Origin of the sequence: Paenibacillus sp. M-152, from assembly GCF_003856555.1 — a bacterium.
GTDB lineage: Bacteria > Bacillota > Bacilli > Paenibacillales > Paenibacillaceae > Paenibacillus > Paenibacillus polymyxa_C.
Genome location: NZ_CP034141.1, coordinates 2,465,058 through 2,485,452, shown reverse-complemented (window position 1 = coordinate 2,485,452; position 20,395 = coordinate 2,465,058). Strand labels below are relative to the sequence as shown.

The following is a 20,395-nucleotide window of genomic DNA, read 5'->3' as shown; positions in this document are numbered from 1 at the left end:
TAAAAAAGTCCCGTGGCCAGACCATTTTAGATATCCGCCTCGATAATTTCCTCCAACTTAATCCAGCTAAAATCCTCTTCCCCACGAGATAGCTTCACTTCTCGCCGACTTGTGTTAATCACTGTCACCAGTCCGCACAATTCCTCATCATCAAACGGATTGAACACTCTTAGCGTAATTGGCTTCCGTTCGTTATAGGACACGATAATGGCCTGTTCAATCTGCTGTATTTCCTGATCGTCCAGTGTTGGCTTGCCGCGTCTTCCCTGCTCCTTCATCAGTCTTAAATATGCCTCCCGATGCTCGGGCAAAATCATACGCGAACTTTCCCATATGCCGTTTCCTTCAAGCTTTTTTCCCATCGTAAGCCCCTCCTATGCTGTTCTGGTTACCGGATGCCATGCCAATACATGATCTAATCGAAAAACACGTGGCTGACCAGTTTGCAAACAGGTGGCCCGGATCAAGCCATTCTGCACACGATGCACCTCTATCTGCCGATGAGACAATTTGCCCTTTCGGTCCATATACACGATTTCCACGATCTGTCCCACATATTTCTCCAGCATCATCCTTCACTCCTCATCAGAACGTTTGTTTGTATTATATGCGAACATGCGTTTGATTATCAATGTAAAAAAATCCCCTGAGGGAGTGGCCTCTCTCAGGGGATTTAAAACTCATAGGTGGACAGCTTAATATCCTCTTTACTCAAAGCTTTCAGCGGATACACAGGGCCATTCCAATAAGTCAGAATATCATGCGGCTCATTAATACCATGTTCTTTTAAAGTGTGAGATAATTCGAGTAATACATGTGGAAGTTGATAAGAGCTTGTTAAAAATTGATATTCTTCTGGACTTTCGCAGTCTTCTGCTCGATAAAACACAAAGTAACCCTCGGTATAATCCCCAATGAGTACAATATAACGAGCAAGAAACATGATTTCACCATTGGCAAACGGAATGGAAAATGTCGAAGCAGAGATCAAATCTGTCTCTAATGCCTCAATACGAACGGTGAGTTCATTGTTTAGAGCATCCATTTTTTTTCTTTGTTCACTGATGAGGTGTTCATAATTTACAGGAACAAGCCCCCCACTCTTGATCGTAGCGATCAGTTCATCTATAAATACTTTTTGAGACAATACTCGATTGCTCATCCTATTCATCTCCATATTCGTGAAAAATAAGTATGGAACTCCCGCTTCAACATGTTCAATATTATGTATTAAAAGCTTGATTCATTAATTATCCAGCATTTTTGTGACTGCATTCACGACCCTTTCCATCTCAAATGGCTTAACAATAAAATCTTTTGCTCCTGCCTTAAATGCTTGTATAATGGCTTCCTGCTGACCCAAAGCAGAACACATTAAGATGTTGGCTTTAGGATCAAGCTCTACAATCTTTTTAACAGCCTCAAGCCCATCCATTTTAGGCATATTAATATCCATGGTGATTAAATCTGGTCGAAAGTGTGCATATTTCAAAACTGCATCATACCCATTTTCCGCTTCTGCAATAACAGAGTGACCTAAATCCAACAGAATATCCTTAAGCACAGAACGCATAAATAAAGAATCATCTACTATTATAACTGTTGCCAAGTTAACCTCTCCAATCCGTTGTCTTATGAAATGCACGCCCAAACTTCAATATCGGTGAAAAAACTAGTTATATTAATAGAAAGAATCTGTAAAAAGAAAAACGCTACCATTGAATTATAAAAGGAATTTGAAACTAGCTACTACAGCATTAATTTCAATAAAAACGTTTCGCAATAACGTAAATCATCTCTATAGTATGAAGATTACAAAGTACTAGTATCTTTTAAACCCTTAGCCCTATATAAGCCGGGTTGAAAAGCTGCGGGCTATCCTACAGCTTCTCAGCGTATAAGCTCGTAATTTTCTTGCACATCATTGAAAAGGACTGTACTTCATCTGCTGTTAATGCTTCTTCAATTAAATTCATGATTTCATTCCCGAAATCGTCAACACGGCTAAGAAACGCTTTTCCCTCACTGGTAAGTACAATGTTATAAGAGCGGCGGTCATTGGTTTGCCTTTCCTGATTTATATACTTTTTCTCCAGTAGGCGTTTTGTCAATTTAGAGATCCCCGACTGTGTAATACCTTTCATTTCAGCAAGTTCCTTTGTGGTTTTTGGACCTTGCTTATTCAAAGTATCCAGTATATAGTATTGTGCCGTTGATACACCTTCTACGCTGAACCGGTTAGAGTATGCTAAAATCATACATTGAAAAGGGACATAACGATCTTCTAAATCTTTTGTTGGCATTGCTTTTCCTCCTATGTGCGCCCGATATATTCCTTCAGGTAACTTCCTGTAAGTGAATGTCTGCATTTAACTAAATCTTCTGGTAAGCCTGTAAATATGATTTCACCACCATTTTGCCCGGCAAAAGGACCTAAGTCGATAATCCAATCAGCCTGACAAATAATGTCTAAATTATGTTCGATTACAATAAGGGTTGAATTTTGTTCCACTAGGCGATTCATTACACCAATTAACTGTTTTATATCCGCCATATGCAGGCCAGTTGAAGGTTCGTCCAGAACATAAATTTGCCCGTCATTTTCAAGCTCAGAAGCAAGCTTTATCCTCTGTAATTCCCCGCCTGATAAAGTGTTTAGTGGTTGTCCCAAAGGAATATAAGTGATTCCAACATCTGAAAGCATGTTTAATACCCTGCTAATTTCTTTTTCCTGAAAAAATTCCAAAGCTTCTGCTACGGTCATTTTAAGAACTTCACTAATATTTTTGCCTCTTAGCTTGTATTGGAGCACTTCATCGGTAAAACGATCCCCTTGGCATTCCTCGCACACGGTAACAATTGTATCCATAAAAGCTAAGTCTGTGTATGTAACACCCAAGCCTTTACAAACAGGACAAGCCCCTTGGGAATTGAAGCTGAACAGGGAGGCACTAACACCGTTCTTTTTTGCAAATAACTTTCTGATCCTATCAAAGATCCCCATAAAGGTGGCTATATTTGAACGCTTTGATGCTTGTATCCCTTTTTGATCAATGAATACAGTTTTAGGATAAAATTGAGGTAATACTTGATTGATAAGCGTACTTTTTCCTGAACCAGCGACACCAGTTACAACTGTCATTACTCCTTTGGGTATTTGAACCGAAATATTTTTCAGATTATGTAACGTTGCATTTTCGATGGAAAGCCAGCCTTTTGGGGTGCGTGTATTGAGTTTATACTCAGGCTGGTGTGATAAGTATTTTCCAGTCAGTGTACCCGATTCCTTTAATCCCTGTAAGTCTCCCTGATATACAATTTCACCGCCATAAATTCCTGCACTCGGTCCCATGTCGATTATATGATCTGCAATCTTTATCAGATCGGGGTCATGTTCCACAATAAGCACGGTGTTGCCTTTGTCTCGCAAAAGTTTCATGAGGTCATTTATTTTGCTTATGTCATGGGGATGTAGACCTATGCTTGGTTCGTCGAAAATATAAGTAAGGTCAGTCAGGCTACTTCCCAGTTGACAGACCATTTTAATTCTTTGCGACTCCCCACCTGAAAGAGTAGATGTTTCTCTATTTAGACTTAAATAGCCTAATCCAATCGATACCATCTGCTGCAGCCGATTGGCTAACTCAGAAACGATTGTGACGGACACCGGAGTATGAATGGTCTCAATAAACTCTAAAAGTTCACTCACCTGCATTTCAGCACATTCAGCGATATTTTTCCCATTCACTTTACAAGACAGGACCTTGTCACTCAGGCGTGTCCCGTTGCAGTGTGAACAAGTCTGTTTGGTAACAAAACGCTCAATTTGTTTACTATATCTTGTCTTTTCTCCTTCTTCTTTTTTTAGAAAACTCCGCTCAATGCGCGGAATCAGCCCCTCATACAACGAGGTTTTATGCCATTCAGGTGAGGGATTTTTCACTTTTATACCATCAGCGTAGAGAAGCATTTCCAACTCAGCTTCGGAATAATCCTTAATTTTTTTGTCATTATCAAAAAAACCTGAATGAATATAGCGTGTTAATCGCCAACCCCCAGGTTCAAAGGTGGGAAAACAGACTGCGCCCTCGTTTAAGGATTTGTTTTTATCTAACAGTCGTTCGATATCAATTGTTTCAACCTTTCCCAAACCTTGACATTGGCTGCACATACCCGCCAGATTATTGAATGAGAACACATCAGAGTACCCCACAAACGGAGTTCCGATTCGTGAAAATAACAGTCGTAATAGAGAATAAATATCTGTAACGGTCCCTACTGTTGACCTTGCGTTACCACCCAACCGTTTTTGATTGATAATAAAAGCGACTGATAAATTTTCAATGGTATCCACATCTGGTTTTCCATAATGCGGCATACGGTGACGAATAAAACTTGTATAGGTTTCATTTAATTGCCGTTGTGATTCTGCCGCTATTGTATCGAATACCAAAGATGATTTCCCTGAGCCAGATACACCCGTAAAAACCGTAATTTCTTTTTTGGAGATCACCACATCTATATTTTTTAGATTTCGTTCCCTCGCTCCTAATACCCGTATACAATTGTCACTCATTTCATTTACCTTCTTTGCAATATAGTTGATTAGGGTTAATAGTTGATATGCTCAACTATATTTTATCATTATTTTTATGAATGGCAATGTTGAACTTAGTCAGTAGACACGAGAATCACCAGTAACTAAAGTGCCGATAGTCATAAAAAAAGACGCTGCTATTTATGCAGACGTCTTTTTCGAACTATTTATTTAAAGTTTACTTATTCATTCAGAGCTTTCTTTAAAGCCTCCAGATTGTTTTTCATTACACCAAGGTAATCTAGGTTCTTCTGCTTGTCTTCATCTGTCAACCCTTCAAGCGGATTCAGCACATCCGTTTTCGAACCAATTTCCGTAGCTACGGTCTCGGCAACCTTCGGATCAACCAATGTTTCAAAGAAAATTGTCTTTACATTATTTTCTTTAGCAAACTTGATAATACCTGCCAATTTGTCCGGTGTAGGCTCTTGCTCTGGAGATAAACCAGCAATGGGTACTTGGGTCAGACCATATTGCTTCGCCAAATAGCTAAAAGCAGCATGCTGCGTAATAAAGTCTTTACGTTTTACATCTTTCAGACCCGTTTTGAACTCGTTATCCAGTTCTTTCAGCTTAGCGATATAAGCATCAGCGTTTTTCTCATAGTCTGCTTGGTTTGCAGGATCGGCTTTTACAAGCCCTGCTTCTATAGCTTCTACTTCTTTTTGAGCTAAGACTGGATCAAGCCATACATGAGGGTCCAGCACATGATCGTGATCATGGCCTTCCTCTGCGTGTGCTTCTTCTCCTTCTTCCTCTTCAGCAGATCCTTCCATCAAGTTCAACCCTTTGCTTGCTTCCACTACTACACGCTTATCATTCGATGCGCTGCTCAAAGCCTGTTCTGCCCAACCTTCGACGATCCCGTTATAAACAAATACATCAGCATCCTTAACCTGTGCCATATCCTTGGCGCTTGGCTCCCAGTCATGTGGCTCAGCACCGGCAGGAATCAACGCAGTTACGTTAGCATGATCTCCGGCAACTTGCTTGGTAAATTCATACATTGGGTAAAAAGTGGTGACCACATTCAGTTTTTTACCACTGTCCGCTGTTTGTGCCGTATTAGGTTCGGTTTGGGATGCATTCGTGGCTGCATTATCAGATTTAGCTCCGCAACCGGCCAAAATAAGTGCTAGCCCCGCAGACAATACAAATGATTTTTTGAACCATGTATTCATATTCATAACTCCTTATGTTTTAGTTTTTTATAAGCTCACTGACCTGCCGTATTCTTACGTCGGGAAGCCTGTTGCTTGCCAAGCTTACGGACCAGCTTTTGAATACTAGCTCCTACGATCAGGAATAATAATAGCACCATAGCAATCGTCCCCCCTGGGGGTGTACTGAGTTCATATGATGCGGTTAATCCCATAAATACGCCGATCAATGCGGTGATCATGGATATCCAGATAGCTGCCGCAAAGCTCGGTGCAATTCGAATCGCCAGGGCAGCAGGCAGCACGATTAATGAGGAGACGAGCAGCACACCGACAATCGGCATGGCTGCAGCTACAATCATCCCTGTTAAAATACTAAACGCAAACGAGATAGACTTGACAGGAAGACCATTGGTCTTTGCCGTTTCTTCATCAAAGGTAATCTGATACAAAGGGCGCCTGAATACAAAAAAGAAAATACCACCGATGACAGCCACAACGATCATTAACATCAGCTCTGTCTGATTGACGGCTACTACCGAACCAAACAAATAAGCGGAAAAGCCTTTGTTGATGCTCTGATTCAGATTCATTAAAATAACAGCCGTCGAGAGGCCGCCTACCATTATAATAGCCACAGAAATCTCACTATATGTTTTATAAGACCTGCGGACGTATTCAACAATAATCGCGCCGATCACGGCAACAATAAATCCAGTTATCGTCGGGTTAATCCCTAAATAGGCACCTGCTGCCACCCCTGCCAGCGATACATGCGATAGCATGTCCGCCATGAGAGCCTGGCGCCGTAGCATCAGGTAAACTCCAAGCACCGAGGCCAGCAGTGCAATTACCCCACCGGCACAAAATGCCCGCTGCATGAAGTCGTAGTGCAGCATTTCCATCCGCCATCTTCCTTCCTTTCAAGCTCAATAATACGATCCAGATAATGTTGCACTTCCGATAGTCCATGTGTAACCATGACTACGGTTCTTCCATATTCCTTAACCTGTTGATTCATCAGATCGTAGAAGTGATGTCGGCTTTCCTGATCCATTCCGGTCGTGGGCTCATCCAAAATGAGCAAATCCGATTCCTGAGCAAGTGCCCTTGCCACACAAATACGCTGCTTCTGTCCACCAGACAATTCACCAATTTTGCGATGCCGTAAATCCCACATCCCTACCTGACGAAGCGCCTGTTCTGTCAGATCATGATCCTCAGCCCGCATCCGGCGCAGCCAAGAGCCATGAGTGTATCTACCCGAACGGACAAATTCCAGAATGGTACTTGGAAACCCTCCATTGAAGGCAGCAATTTGTTGTGATACAAATCCGACAACGAGCTTTTTGCCTTCACCTGTACGGTCGGACATAAACACTTTGCCCTTCCAAGGCTGAAGTAAACCGAGCAGCAATTTGAGCATCGTCGATTTAGAAGCACCATTCGGTCCGGTAATAGCCACAAATTCTCCGGAAAAAATTTCAACATTGGCATCCACCAAGTTAGGAACATCTCCGTAGCCAAATGTGACCTGTTCCAATGAGGCCAATAACATGATACAAATCTCCTTTTCCTTTAAAAAGCCTGGAGCCATCTGAGCGGTCATCATAGCGCAGATTCTCCAGGTCGTTTATGATCATTAAACCATCTACCGTAATTATTACGATTTGGTAATAAAAAAATAAGCGCTTGATAAACGTAACCTTTACGCATTAGCAAGTTTAACAGTTTAGGCAAGGTTCGTCAATGTTTTGGCAACTCTTTTGTTTGTTTATTTCACTTTGTCCGGATACAAACCTACAGCCAAGGTTTTCAGTGCAATCGGTGCGCGCACGCCTTCAGCCGCTGCGGATAGAGGCAACACCACAAACCGTTTGTTTTTGATCGCTTCGACACCAGCCAGTGCAGGCTTGCTCAACAGCAGCTTTTCTTTATCAGCCAGTGAAGTATCTCCGTAGTCGAGAATAATAATAACATCAGGGTTGCGGTTTACGACCTCTTCCCAGCTTACTTCCGTAAAACTTTTGTCGATATCATCAAAAATATTTTTTGCCTTCACACTTGTAATCAAAGACGTCAGATAATTGTTGGCAGCCGTAAATGGCTTGTCTTCTCCACTGTCATAGACAAAAACCTTGGGTGCCCGTTCAACCGTACCAATTTGAGTCTGAATGGACTGCACTTGTGCACGAATGTCATTTACAAGTTTTTCTGCGCGCTCCTCAACCCGGAAAATACGTCCAATATTTAGTATATCCCGATATACATCTTCTAGTATAGGACCCGGCTTATTGGAGGATTCCTGTACATAGGTTTGCACGCCCTGTTGGGCAAGCTCCTCACGGGAACCCAGATTTTTATCATTAAAAGCACTCTTCCAGCCCGCGTAGGCAAAATCCGGTGCAGCAGCCATAAACACCTCTTTGGACGGATATTGTTTGGCCAGAACCGGGATTTTATCATATTGATTCTTATATTTAGGCAAAATCTGATCATCCAAATATGCAGTTCCTACCATAGAAGATTCCAGCCCAAGGGCCAGCATAACTTCTGTCGCATGCTGGTTCAATGTAACCGCGCGTTTGGGCGCTTCGGGAAATATCATTTTTACACCCATATTCTCAATCTCTACTGCCTTCTCTTGGGCCGTTGATTGCGATGCATCAGGTTGCTGCCCGTTTGCAGATGAATTTGTGGTTTGAGCCGTGTTTCCTGCTGTGCAGGCCGATAACAACAGCATCATCGCCAAAGCAAGCATAACCAGCGGCAATGCGGGTTTGCTATATTTATTCATATGTACCGTCTCCTCTATCATTCACAGTTTAACTGACTTCATCGGATCACCATTTCTAATGTCGTGGATGGCTCCACCTCTGAGAGAATCCGGTAAAAAGGTAATACTCGGTTTCCCGGTTTTCGGATGAATGCGAATTTCTGTTTCCACCCCAAATACACTGCGCAGCAGGTCAGGCTGAAGCACATTCTCTGTTATGCCGGAGGCTACCACCTTGCCTTCTTTTAATACATACAATCGGTCACAATAACATGCCGCCAAATTTAAATCATGCAGTGCAGCTAAAGCAGTGATCTGAAGTGTTTTGACCAAATCGAGAATTTGCAGCTGATACCGGATATCGAGATGATTCGTCGGCTCGTCTAAAATGAGAAATTTTGCCTGTCCGGCCAAAGCTCTGGCGATCAATACCCGTTGCTTTTCACCGCCCGACAGAGTAGCAAACCCCTGATCCGCTTGAGCATTCATGCCTACCCGCTCCAGCGCCTGCTCAACCAGTTCATGATCGAAGACGGTATCTGCTTCCAGCAGCTTCTTATGAGGAAGGCGGCCCATCAGGACGATGTCCCGTACTGAAAAATCAAACGTTTGGGGCGCATCCTGACTTACCACTGCCATTTGTCGTGCCGTCTCTTTGTACTTCATCCGTAGTAAATCCTGGCCATCCAGCGTCACCAAACCACTATCAGGTCTTAACACACGATACATATTCTTAAGCAACGTCGATTTGCCGCTGCCATTGGGACCGATCAGCCCGACCAGCTCTCCCGTTCTCACCTTGAGACTGATACCGTCGATCAATCGTTTATCGTGAATACTGAAGGTCACGCATTCGACTTCTATATTCATTTTTCGCCTCCAAACGAGTAGGAGCTGCGCCGCAGCAGCCATACAAAAAAGGGTCCACCGCATACAGCCGTTACAATACCAATCGGCAGTTCCTGCGGAGCAAGCACGAGCCGAGCACATACGTCTGCCCACACGACAAAGATAGCTCCCAGAAGCAGGCTGACAGGCAGGACACGTCGATGATCCGATCCCACTATTAGCCTAACGATGTGTGGAATCATAAGCCCGACAAAGCCAATTGAGCCACTAACTGATACGACTGCCCCGGTTAAAAGGGAAGCGACAACAACCAATAATACACGGAACGCCTGCACGTTCACACCGAGCGTTACGGCGGCTTCTTCCCCCGTTAGCAAAGCATTCAGTGAACGGTATCGGGTTAAAAGGACGGCCGTTCCAACGGTTATAATGAGGCTTGGAATAAAAAGCGTATCCCATTGAGCGCCTGCCAGACTTCCCATCATCCAATACATCGCGTCACGGATGCCTTTTTCATTCGGGGCCATCGTAACGATAAAGCTAGTCACAGCCGACAGCATCATAGATACCGCTACCCCTGCCAACAGCAAGCGGGTCTTCGATATACGCCCGGCCACACGAGCCAACGCGAACACCATGAGCATTGCAGCTAAGGAGCCTATAAAAGCAGATAGGGGCAGTGCAAGTCGTCCCAAAAATCCAAAAGCTCCAAACACAATAACTAACGTCGCTGTCACTGAAGCCCCCGACGAGACTCCTAAAATATAGGGGTCCGCTAACGAATTGCGAATTAATGCCTGTATAGCCGCTCCGGTAACAGCAAGCCCTGCTCCCACGACAACACCTAGCAGCACACGCGGAAAGCGAATTTCCCAGACGATATATTGCTCCGGTTTGGTCCATGTCATGGGTACCCACTGATCCAGCCAGGGCAGATGGGACAGCGCAATTCGCCATACTGTCCCTGGAGCGACAGCCACAGGCCCCAGCATGACTGCGAGTGTAACTGACAGCACCAGCACAGCAGTTAGCAGCAACAGAATTGTTGTAAATCTCCATGGAGGCTTCCCTGCTAGATCAGCTCGAGAATTAGCCTTGGATGAATAATCGCTGCTTGTTCTCGAAATCATGAACTAGCCAGTGGCTTTGCAGCCGCTTCCAGCCTTTTCAATCGTTCCTCAATCTCAGAAGCAGAGAAATTCTCGCCCATAATAACCGCAACATCGTTCACTGGCTTTTGCGGTCGAATTGGAATGATTTCCAGCTCACGATAGGCAAATTGGAACATCATCTGACCCTCCGATTCCAAAAATTGCACGATTCCTTTGGCCCGGTAAATTTCAGCAGGCAAACTGCGGAACAACTGTTCAAACTCGAATCGTGACACAGGTTGTCCAAAAAAATGCGTATGAACAACTACATGGTCGTAGGAATGATAATGCTCTCCGTGTTTGTGGTCGTGGTCGTGGTGCTCAGGCTTATGACAGTCATGAGGATGATGGTCTGTATGGTCATCATGACCATACGTTTGAAGACGATCTTCTGCATAATGATGATCATTCCCGATATCGACTGTGGACTCCTTTTGCCGCGAAATTTCCATCCGTTTCTCTCCTTGAATGGAGAAAAAGGTAACCGGGTCTACGTCACTCCGCTCCGTGCTTACAGTCAAAGCATAAGGATTTAATTCTTTTACAAAGGCCTGCACTTTCTGCAATTCTCCCGCAGCCAATAAATCAGTCTTGTTAATAATCAGTTTGGAAGCACACCGTAGCTGATCCTGCATCAAACGAAACGACTTGCTTCTCTCACTACCCAAGGAAAAATCCAGAAATTGACGCGCGTCCATGACCGTGATAACAGATTGTAAAACCATAGAAGAATATATAGAGGCATCTGTCACTGCATCTACAATCTCCATTGGATTAGCCACTCCGGTACATTCTACAATAATCACATCCGGCTTATATTCCTCGGCAAGATTCATGAGCTCGACGCCCAAATCCCCGCGAATGGTACAGCATATACAGCCACTGAGCATTTCCTTCATGGGGGCTTGGTCGTTCACCAAACTGCCGTCCAGATTAACATCACCCAACTCATTCATCAAAATAGCTGGCTTGAGACCCTGCTCCTTGTAGTAAGCCAGCGCATGCTGAAGAAGAGTTGTTTTCCCGCTGCCCAAAAATCCGGATAAAACAACAATCGGTATCATATAATCCTCCTTGTCTTTACAGCACTAATATGGATCGTACCGTAAAAGTTTTCTTCTTGCAATCATTTGACGATTTTAATCGTAATAATTACTATTAACAAACATAAATATATATGACCATGCTTTGAATTGTCAATATAGGAGGTGATTCAATCATAATCCTGCGGCATGATTGTCCCAACACAGGCATAGGATGTAGATAAGAATCCTTATTCCCAAGGAGATGTGGAATGAAAAACAGTACGCTGTTAAAGATGCTGCCTTTTATGATTCCGTTTGCCTTTCTCATCCCTGTGCTTATTACGCTATCTCCTCAGTGGCTTCGTTTGTTAGGTATGGGGCAGCTGCAGTCATTAAAGACGGTATTTATGGGTATTTTTCTGGAGGCTGTTCCGTTTCTCCTGATCGGTGTACTTATCTCATCCCTTTTGCAGTGGCTTGTACCGGAGACATGGATTCGTAAAATAGCGCCTGCGCATCCTGTGCCGGGTGTCCTGCTCGCCTCCTTGCTAGGTATGCTGTTTCCCATCTGTGAGTGCGGCATGATCCCTGTCGTTCGCCAATTAATGCTCAAGGGAATGCCTGCCTATATGGGTATCACTTTTATCTTAAGCGGACCTATTATCAATCCCGTAGTACTGGCTGCCACGATAATGGCTTTCCCTTCCCACCCTGAGGTCACTGTCGTTCGAATGGGTTTGGCCTTTGTCGTTTCCGCGACCATCGGATTGATCGTATATGCCTTTGTGCGTGCGCATCCGCTCAAACGGTCGTTGCTCTCTTTTAACCAGCAAAAGCAGAACAATCAGATTCATCAGCATAACCGCACATGGCGGGGATTTTTTGTACATGCTGGCGATGAGTTTTTGGACATGAGTAAATATCTCATTATCGGCGCATTATTGACAGCTTGCATCCAAACCTTTATCCCACGTGATGAAATGCTTTCCTTAAGCAATGGAACGGCCGGCTCGTACGCCTTTATGATGGGCTTTGCCTATGTGCTGTCGCTGTGCTCCACCTCCGATGCCTTTGTAGCTACTGCTTTTTCGCATACCTTTACACTGGGTCCACTGGCAGCCTTTCTAGTACTCGGCCCGATGCTTGATTTCAAAGGCACACTCATGCTGCTCAGCACCTTTCGCACCAAATTTGTCGTAATCTTGGGCATGCTCATTATTTTACTCGTTCTGATCGGCTCTATAGCTGCTGAATGGTTATTGGGGAGGTAAATACAAACGTGAATTCAACCTTTAGCATCCGCTGTCAATATGGCATGCGCTCCTTGCTCATGATCGGATTAGCTGTATACATTATCACATTACACCGCACGAGTGCACTTCATTACTACTTGGCTCCGCACATGCAAAAGCTGCTTTTACTCTGTCCTGTGCCACTTATGTTCATCGCTTTGGGGATGGCATGGCACGTAATCGTGGGAGGGCCGGATGGTCAAGATGTATGCGATTGTGAGCATCCGTTACCGCAAAGCTGGTTTAAAAAAACACTCGTATATGGAATGCTGCTCATTCCGCTGCTATTCGGCTCACTGCTGCCCAATCAGGCGCTTGGCAGTGATATGGCAGCCAAAAAAGGCATGTCCTTCACCTATCCCAACCCGGATATCCGACGAAAAACAGACATACAAACCACGAACACACCCGCCTCCTCCCTTGTATCAACTACATCTTTCACACCAATTTCGCTCCCACTAAGGGGTAAATGGAGTCAGGAAGCGCTGGATAAGCTGTTCGTTCCGCCGGATGAGTACAATGTAGAGTTCGCCGAGCTGGCGAAACGTCTGTATCAGCAACCCGTTATACAGATCCATCCGGAGATTTTCTCCGAAACTATAGGAGCGATCGAACTGTATAATCACGCTTTTCAAGGAAAAAAAGTACAGGTGACTGGCTTTGTCTATAAGGACGACAACCTACCGGGTAAAGGTCTATTTGCAGTAGGAAGATTCCTCGTTATGTGCTGTACTGCTGATGCTATGCCATTCGGGATTATCGTCCAATCCCAGAACCCTCCATCCTTTGACAAGGATACCTGGGTGACTATTGAAGGAACACTGCATGCAACGCAAAAGGGCAATACACCCGTACTTGAAATTCAATCCAATAAAATAACGACTGTCAAGCAGCCAGAATCTCCTTATGTCTATACCCAGGCAGACTCGGTAGCAACCTATGATCGCTTGAATGCAGCGAACTAAACCCACCAAGGAGGAAAAATGATGAACAAGGTTCCTGTTATATTAATCAGTGGTTTTCTTGGAAGCGGCAAAACAACGCTACTTTTGCGGCTGTTAGCCCATACTCGCCAGATTCCCCTTCGTGCTGCTGTTTTAATGAACGAAATGGGCGAATATGATGTAGACAGCGCTATTATTTCAGAGGAAATGCCTGACGTAACAGTGGAAGGTCTGCTAGAGGGCTGCATTTGTTGCAGCAAAAGAAATGAGCTGGCTGGCGCACTGCATTCCCTGCTCATCCAAAAGCCGGATGTGATCTTCATGGAGACCACCGGAGTAGCCAACCCCGAGCAAGTGTTGGAGGAACTTCGTTCTCCACTGCTGGCAGATCGGCTGTATCTGGTTCACAGCATCAGTGTGGTGGATGCTGTGCTGTTCCATGAATACAACAGCCGCTTTACTGCAGACAAGGAGTTGGTTCGGACTCTGCATGGACAGCTTCGCTCCGCCGACTTCATTGTGGTGAACAAAACGGATGTCGCAAGTAGCCGTGAAGTGGCTAAGGTCGTCAAGAACATCCGCAAGCTCAACAATACAGCTAAGCTACAAACTACTGAATATAGCCGCGTTGACCTTGGACCACTGCTGGAACCTGTCCTGGCCTCCGTACTCGTTGATCCGAAACCTGTACAAGTATTTCAACATACATCTGCACAAGTGCAGCCCAACGATGCAGAAGCATCGCCTATCCCAATTCCCACCAAAGATAATGAAAGACCTAGCAGTACCTTCAAAAATACCGCATTCAAAGTGATCTCTGCACATCCTCATAACCACAGTCATGATCGCAACCGTCCCCCTTCCTTTTCCCGTCTGGAGAGCTTAACACTGCATCAATATTCTCCTCGGCCATTAGAAAAGCAACGATTAGAAGACTTCCTGACCGGGCTAGGTTCCTCGCTTCTTCGAGCGAAAGGTTATTGTGTGCTCCCGTATGAGGGCACAATGCTTCTGCAATTCTCAGGAAGTCACTTGGAATGGCAACCCACCGCACTTCCGGTGAGCCAGGGATATGTCACACTCATTGGAGAACAGCTTGACAAAGCATCCATTACTGACCAATGGGAACAGTGCTTCGTTTCGCTGTAATCGACAGATCGGCTCAAGATGAAATTCCCCTCCGAAATGTCTACGAAATTAAGTTATAAAAGGCTGTTCCTTTGACCTTTAAAAGTCATGGAACAGCCTTTTTTCGTAACTATCACAAATTTGCATATACGCATTAAATACTTATAGGACGTTATGTTGAATGATGGGAAAATAAAAAAAGTCGTCGAAGCTTTCTCGACGACCTGAGTACGACTATGCAGAGTCATACTATTATTTGCTTGGCAACGTCCTACTCTCCCAGGACCCTGCGGTCCAAGTACCATCGGCGCTGGAGGGCTTAACGGTCGTGTTCGGGATGGGTACGTGTGGAACCCCTCCGCTATCGCCACCAAACATGAATTTGCCTCGCAAATTCTAACTTCAAGGTTACACCCTGAAAACTGGATCCGAAACTTCCTTGCGTCTTATCTTAGGATAAGCCCTCGACCGATTAGTATTGGTCAGCTCCATGCATTACTGCACTTCCACCCCCAACCTATCTACCTCGTCGTCTTCAAGGGGTCTTACTCATTGGGAAATCTCATCTTGAGGGGGGCTTCACGCTTAGATGCTTTCAGCGCTTATCCCTTCCGTACATAGCTACCCAGCGGTGCTCCTGGCGGAACAACTGGTACACCAGCGGTACGTCCATCCCGGTCCTCTCGTACTAAGGACAGCTCCTCTCAAATTTCCTACGCCCACGACAGATAGGGACCGAACTGTCTCACGACGTTCTGAACCCAGCTCGCGTACCGCTTTAATGGGCGAACAGCCCAACCCTTGGGACCTACTTCAGCCCCAGGATGCGATGAGCCGACATCGAGGTGCCAAACCTCCCCGTCGATGTGGACTCTTGGGGGAGATAAGCCTGTTATCCCCAGGGTAGCTTTTATCCGTTGAGCGATGGCCCTTCCATGCGGTACCACCGGATCACTAAGCCCGACTTTCGTCCCTGCTCGACTTGTAGGTCTCGCAGTCAAGCTCCCTTCTGCCTTTGCACTCTTCGAATGATTTCCAACCATTCTGAGGGAACCTTGGGGCGCCTCCGTTACTCTTTAGGAGGCGACCGCCCCAGTCAAACTGCCCACCTGACACTGTCCTCGCACCGGATCACGGTACCAAGTTAGAACCTAGATACGATCAGGGTGGTATCCCAAGGATGCCTCCCTTCAAGCTGGCGCTCAAAGTTCAACGGCTCCCACCTATCCTGTACAGATCGTACCCAAATTCAATATCAAGCTGCAGTAAAGCTCCATGGGGTCTTTCCGTCTTGTCGCGGGTAACCTGCATCTTCACAGGTATTAAAATTTCACCGGATCTCTCGTTGAGACAGCGCCCAAGTCGTTACGCCATTCGTGCGGGTCAGAATTTACCTGACAAGGAATTTCGCTACCTTAGGACCGTTATAGTTACGGCCGCCGTTTACTGGGGCTTCGGTTCATAGCTTCGCTCCGAAGAGCTTACCACTCCCCTTAACCTTCCAGCACCGGGCAGGCGTCAGCCCGTATACTTCGCCTTGCGGCTTCGCACAGACCTGTGTTTTTGCTAAACAGTCGCTTGGGCCTTTTCACTGCGGCCCCCTCGGGCTATTCACCCTACCGAGGCACCCCTTCTCCCGAAGTTACGGGGTCATTTTGCCGAGTTCCTTAACGAGAGTTCTTCCGCGCGCCTTAGAATTCTCTTCTCGCCTACCTGTGTCGGTTTGCGGTACGGGCACCTTCTCCTGGCTAGAGGCTTTTCTTGGCAGTCTGAGATCATGACCTTCGCTACTATAATTTTCGCTCCCCATCACAGCCCAGCCTTAACGATGTGCGGATTTGCCTACACATCAGCCTCACTGCTTAGACGGACATCCATCAGTCCGCGTCACTACCCTACTGCGTCACCCCATCGCTCATCACGGATTACGGTGGTACAGGAATTTCGACCTGTTGTCCTTCGACTACGCCTATCGGCCTCGCCTTAGGTCCCGACTTACCCTGAGCGGACGAACCTTCCTCAGGAACCCTTAGGCTTTCGGCGGATCTGATTCTCACAGATCTTTTCGTTACTCATACCGGCATTCTCACTTGAATGCAGTCCAGCGCTCCTTCCGGTACACCTTCAACCCGCATTCAACGCTCCCCTACCCCTGATGCAAAGCATCAAGCCATAGCTTCGGTGGTGTGTTTAGCCCCGTTACATTTTCGGCGCAGAGTCACTCGACCAGTGAGCTATTACGCACTCTTTCAATGGTGGCTGCTTCTAAGCCAACATCCTGGTTGTCTGTGCAACTCCACATCCTTTCCCACTTAACACACACTTAGGGACCTTAGCTGATGGTCTGGGCTGTTTCCCTTTCGACAATGGATCTTAGCACTCACTGTCTGACTCCCGGAACTAAATCTATGGCATTCGGAGTTTGACTGAGCTTGGTAACCCTTGCGGGCCCCGCACCCAATCAGTGCTCTACCTCCACGATTCTTTTTTCCGAGGCTAGCCCTAAAGCTATTTCGGGGAGAACCAGCTATCTCCGGGTTCGATTGGAATTTCTCCGCTACCCCCACCTCATCCCCGCATTTTTCAACATGCGTGGGTTCGGGCCTCCAGTGCGTGTTACCGCACCTTCACCCTGGACAGGGGTAGATCACCCGGTTTCGGGTCTACGTCCACGTACTCAAGTCGCCCTATTCAGACTCGCTTTCGCTGCGGCTTCAGCTCTTCACCTTAACCTTGCACGGGAACGTAACTCGCCGGTTCATTCTACAAAAGGCACGCCATCACCCATCGATCGGGCTCTGACTTCTTGTAAGCACACGGTTTCAGGATCTATTTCACTCCCCTTCCGGGGTGCTTTTCACCTTTCCCTCACGGTACTGCTTCACTATCGGTCGCCAGGGAGTATTTAGCCTTGGCAGATGGTCCTGCCGGATTCATACGGGGTTTCACGTGCCCCGCACTACTCGGGATCCGTCTCGGAGAGAACAAGTTTTGAATTACAGGGCTTTTACCTTCTCTGGCGGGTCTTTCCAGACCTCTTCATCTAACCGGTTCCTTTGTAACTCCATGTGAGACGTCCCACAACCCCAAGGAGCAAGCTCCTTGGTTTGGGCTAATCCGCGTTCGCTCGCCGCTACTGACGGAATCACTATTGTTTTCTCTTCCTCAGGGTACTTAGATGTTTCAGTTCCCCTGGTCTGCCTCTCACTCACCTATGAATTCAGTGAGTAGTGACTGTCGATGAAGACAGCCGGGTTTCCCCATTCGGACATCCCCGGATCAAAGCTTGCTTACAGCTCCCCGAGGCCTTATCGTTGTTCGCCACGTCCTTCGTCGGCTCCTGGCGCCTAGGCATCCTCCGTGTGCTCTTTGTAGCTTAACCTAGACTTTTCTTTCGCAGAAAGAAAATGTCGATGTTCAATAAGAAAATGATTTTTGCTATAAGCAAAATATCTTTCCTTATTGGCTACCTTTATTTCACTTGTTTACACAAGATCAGCTTAAAGGAATATTCTAAAACGCAATTTCGTTTCGGTATCCAGTTTTCAAGGTGCAATATTCACCGGTTTTAATCCCGGAAGAACATCATATCAAATTCCTCAACACTTGAATACAAGTATATTTTGGAAGTCATATGTGAGAGTTTGAACTCTCAAAACTAAGCAACGAGTGAGTAGAGTTCAGGATATTCATTTCATTCACACGAACGTGATGAACCGAATTGAATATCTGGTCGCAGGCACATGTACCTGCTGATTTGAATGTTTCCATCGCAGGAAACGATTCTCCATAGAAAGGAGGTGATCCAGCCGCACCTTCCGATACGGCTACCTTGTTACGACTTCACCCCAATCATCTACCCCACCTTCGGCGGCTGGCCCCTTGCGGTTACCTCACCGACTTCGGGTGTTGTAAACTCTCGTGGTGTGACGGGCGGTGTGTACAAGACCCGGGAACGTATTCACCGCGGCATGCTGATCCGCGATTACTAGCAATTCCGACTTCATGTAGGCGAGTTGCAGCCTACAATCCGAACTGAGACCGGCTTTTCTAGGATTGGCTCCAGATTGCTCCTTCGCTTCCCGTTGTACCGGCCATTGTAGTACGTGTGTAGCCCAGGTCATAAGGGGCATGATGATTTGACGTCATCCCCACCTTCCTCCGGTTTGTCACCGGCAGTCTGCTTAGAGTGCCCAGCTTGACCTGCTGGCAACTAAGCATAAGGGTTGCGCTCGTTGCGGGACTTAACCCAACATCTCACGACACGAGCTGACGACAACCATGCACCACCTGTCTCCTCTGTCCCGAAGGAAAGCCATATCTCTACAGCGGTCAGAGGGATGTCAAGACCTGGTAAGGTTCTTCGCGTTGCTTCGAATTAAACCACATACTCCACTGCTTGTGCGGGTCCCCGTCAATTCCTTTGAGTTTCAGTCTTGCGACCGTACTCCCCAGGCGGAATGCTTAATGTGTTAACTTCGGCACCAAGGGTATCGAAACCCCTAACACCTAGCATTCATCGTTTACGGCGTGGACTACCAGGGTATCTAATCCTGTTTGCTCCCCACGCTTTCGCGCCTCAGCGTCAGTTACAGCCCAGAGAGTCGCCTTCGCCACTGGTGTTCCTCCACATCTCTACGCATTTCACCGCTACACGTGGAATTCCACTCTCCTCTTCTGCACTCAAGCTCCCCAGTTTCCAGTGCGACCCGAAGTTGAGCCTCGGGATTAAACACCAGACTTAAAGAGCCGCCTGCGCGCGCTTTACGCCCAATAATTCCGGACAACGCTTGCCCCCTACGTATTACCGCGGCTGCTGGCACGTAGTTAGCCGGGGCTTTCTTCTCAGGTACTGTCACTCTTGTAGCAGTTACTCTACAAGACGTTCTTCCCTGGCAACAGAGCTTTACGATCCGAAAACCTTCATCACTCACGCGGCGTTGCTCCGTCAGGCTTTCGCCCATTGCGGAAGATTCCCTACTGCTGCCTCCCGTAGGAGTCTGGGCCGTGTCTCAGTCCCAGTGTGGCCGATCACCCTCTCAGGTCGGCTACGCATCGTCGCCTTGGTAGGCCTTTACCCCACCAACTAGCTAATGCGCCGCAGGCCCATCCACAAGTGACAGATTGCTCCGCCTTTCCTCCTTCTCCCATGCAGGAAAAAGATGTATCGGGTATTAGCTACCGTTTCCGGTAGTTATCCCTGTCTTGTGGGCAGGTTGCCTACGTGTTACTCACCCGTCCGCCGCTAGATTATTTAGAAGCAAGCTTCTAAATAATCTCGCTCGACTTGCATGTATTAGGCACGCCGCCAGCGTTCGTCCTGAGCCAGGATCAAACTCTCCATTAAAGACCAACCGAAGTTGGTTTATCGAAAGAGCGATTAGCTCATGTTGAAACTGACGAGATGAAATATCTCATTTTCATTTCCATTTCATACAGCCAGATGGCATGTATCAAAATTACAACATTGGAT

The 20,395-nt window shown here is 46.3% G+C and carries 16 protein-coding genes and 3 rRNA genes; 3 read left to right on the top strand and 16 right to left on the bottom strand.

Annotated elements, in window-relative coordinates; genetic code table 11:
* Window positions 1–26 precede the first annotated feature (26 nt).
* The 13 genes from EGM68_RS11385 to EGM68_RS11325 form a co-directional block, all read right to left on the bottom strand.
* On the bottom strand, window positions 27–362 hold the full coding sequence (locus EGM68_RS11385) for a YolD-like family protein (protein WP_013370963.1): 336 nt from the start codon (window positions 360–362) through the stop codon (window positions 27–29).
* A gap of 12 nt (window positions 363–374) precedes the next feature.
* Window positions 375–569: a hypothetical protein gene (locus EGM68_RS11380; RefSeq protein ID WP_017428465.1), complete on the bottom strand. Its 195-nt coding sequence runs from the start codon at window positions 567–569 to the stop codon at window positions 375–377.
* 104 nt (window positions 570–673) lie between these two features.
* Entirely contained in the window at window positions 674–1,162 is a 489-nt protein-coding gene (locus EGM68_RS11375) for a hypothetical protein (RefSeq protein ID WP_013370961.1), read from the bottom strand.
* Window positions 1,163–1,246: 84 nt separating this feature from the next.
* Window positions 1,247–1,609, bottom strand: a complete 363-nt coding sequence (locus EGM68_RS11370) for a response regulator (RefSeq protein WP_014599711.1) — start codon at window positions 1,607–1,609, stop codon at window positions 1,247–1,249.
* A gap of 271 nt (window positions 1,610–1,880) precedes the next feature.
* Window positions 1,881–2,303 carry a MarR family winged helix-turn-helix transcriptional regulator gene (locus tag EGM68_RS11365; RefSeq protein ID WP_013370959.1) on the bottom strand — a complete coding sequence of 141 codons (423 nt, stop codon included), beginning with the start codon at window positions 2,301–2,303 and terminating at the stop codon, window positions 1,881–1,883.
* A gap of 11 nt (window positions 2,304–2,314) precedes the next feature.
* Complete coding sequence (locus EGM68_RS11360) at window positions 2,315–4,576, bottom strand: ATP-binding cassette domain-containing protein (protein ID WP_129549188.1); 2,262 nt, start codon at window positions 4,574–4,576, stop codon at window positions 2,315–2,317.
* 203 nt (window positions 4,577–4,779) lie between these two features.
* Complete coding sequence (locus EGM68_RS11355; protein WP_129549187.1) at window positions 4,780–5,778, bottom strand: metal ABC transporter substrate-binding protein; 999 nt, start codon at window positions 5,776–5,778, stop codon at window positions 4,780–4,782.
* 35 nt (window positions 5,779–5,813) lie between these two features.
* Window positions 5,814–6,662 (bottom strand): metal ABC transporter permease, encoded by an 849-nt coding sequence (locus EGM68_RS11350; protein ID WP_014599709.1) that lies wholly within the window; start codon window positions 6,660–6,662, stop codon window positions 5,814–5,816.
* Window positions 6,608–7,315: a metal ABC transporter ATP-binding protein gene (locus tag EGM68_RS11345; RefSeq protein ID WP_170973163.1), complete on the bottom strand. Its 708-nt coding sequence runs from the start codon at window positions 7,313–7,315 to the stop codon at window positions 6,608–6,610. The genes EGM68_RS11350 and EGM68_RS11345 overlap by 55 nt, the downstream gene beginning before the upstream one ends.
* Window positions 7,316–7,531: 216 nt before the next feature.
* The gene (locus EGM68_RS11340; RefSeq protein ID WP_013370954.1) at window positions 7,532–8,554 is read right to left on the bottom strand and encodes an ABC transporter substrate-binding protein; all 1,023 of its coding nucleotides are present in this window, start codon (window positions 8,552–8,554) and stop codon (window positions 7,532–7,534) included.
* A 21-nt stretch (window positions 8,555–8,575) separates the two neighbouring features.
* On the bottom strand, window positions 8,576–9,403 hold the full coding sequence (locus EGM68_RS11335) for an ABC transporter ATP-binding protein (protein WP_129549186.1): 828 nt from the start codon (window positions 9,401–9,403) through the stop codon (window positions 8,576–8,578).
* Window positions 9,400–10,512, bottom strand: a complete 1,113-nt coding sequence (locus EGM68_RS11330) for a FecCD family ABC transporter permease (protein WP_129549185.1) — start codon at window positions 10,510–10,512, stop codon at window positions 9,400–9,402. Before EGM68_RS11330 ends, EGM68_RS11335 begins: the two co-directional genes overlap by 4 nt.
* The gene (locus EGM68_RS11325; RefSeq protein WP_129549184.1) at window positions 10,509–11,597 is read right to left on the bottom strand and encodes a CobW family GTP-binding protein; all 1,089 of its coding nucleotides are present in this window, start codon (window positions 11,595–11,597) and stop codon (window positions 10,509–10,511) included. Before EGM68_RS11325 ends, EGM68_RS11330 begins: the two co-directional genes overlap by 4 nt.
* A gap of 230 nt (window positions 11,598–11,827) precedes the next feature.
* Between EGM68_RS11325 and EGM68_RS11320 the strand changes: the two genes are divergently transcribed.
* From EGM68_RS11320 to EGM68_RS11310, 3 genes are read left to right on the top strand one after another with little or no spacing between them, the layout of a single operon-like run.
* The gene (locus tag EGM68_RS11320; RefSeq protein WP_129549183.1) at window positions 11,828–12,829 is read left to right on the top strand and encodes a permease; all 1,002 of its coding nucleotides are present in this window, start codon (window positions 11,828–11,830) and stop codon (window positions 12,827–12,829) included.
* An 8-nt stretch (window positions 12,830–12,837) separates the two neighbouring features.
* A complete protein-coding gene (locus tag EGM68_RS11315) occupies window positions 12,838–13,815 on the top strand; it encodes a TIGR03943 family putative permease subunit (RefSeq protein ID WP_129549182.1) in 978 nt (325 codons plus the stop codon).
* Window positions 13,816–13,833: 18 nt separating this feature from the next.
* A complete protein-coding gene (locus EGM68_RS11310; RefSeq protein WP_129549181.1) occupies window positions 13,834–14,943 on the top strand; it encodes a CobW family GTP-binding protein in 1,110 nt (369 codons plus the stop codon).
* Window positions 14,944–15,180: 237 nt separating this feature from the next.
* On the opposite strand, the gene rrf is transcribed toward EGM68_RS11310, so the two are convergent.
* From rrf to EGM68_RS11295, 3 genes are all read right to left on the bottom strand, one after another.
* Window positions 15,181–15,297, bottom strand: a 5S ribosomal RNA gene (rrf, locus tag EGM68_RS11305).
* A gap of 77 nt (window positions 15,298–15,374) precedes the next feature.
* Window positions 15,375–18,304, bottom strand: a 23S ribosomal RNA gene (locus EGM68_RS11300).
* A gap of 411 nt (window positions 18,305–18,715) precedes the next feature.
* Window positions 18,716–20,269, bottom strand: a 16S ribosomal RNA gene (locus EGM68_RS11295).
* Together the 16S, 23S and 5S rRNA genes form the textbook arrangement of a ribosomal RNA operon.
* Between the last annotated feature and the right edge of the window lie 126 nt (window positions 20,270–20,395).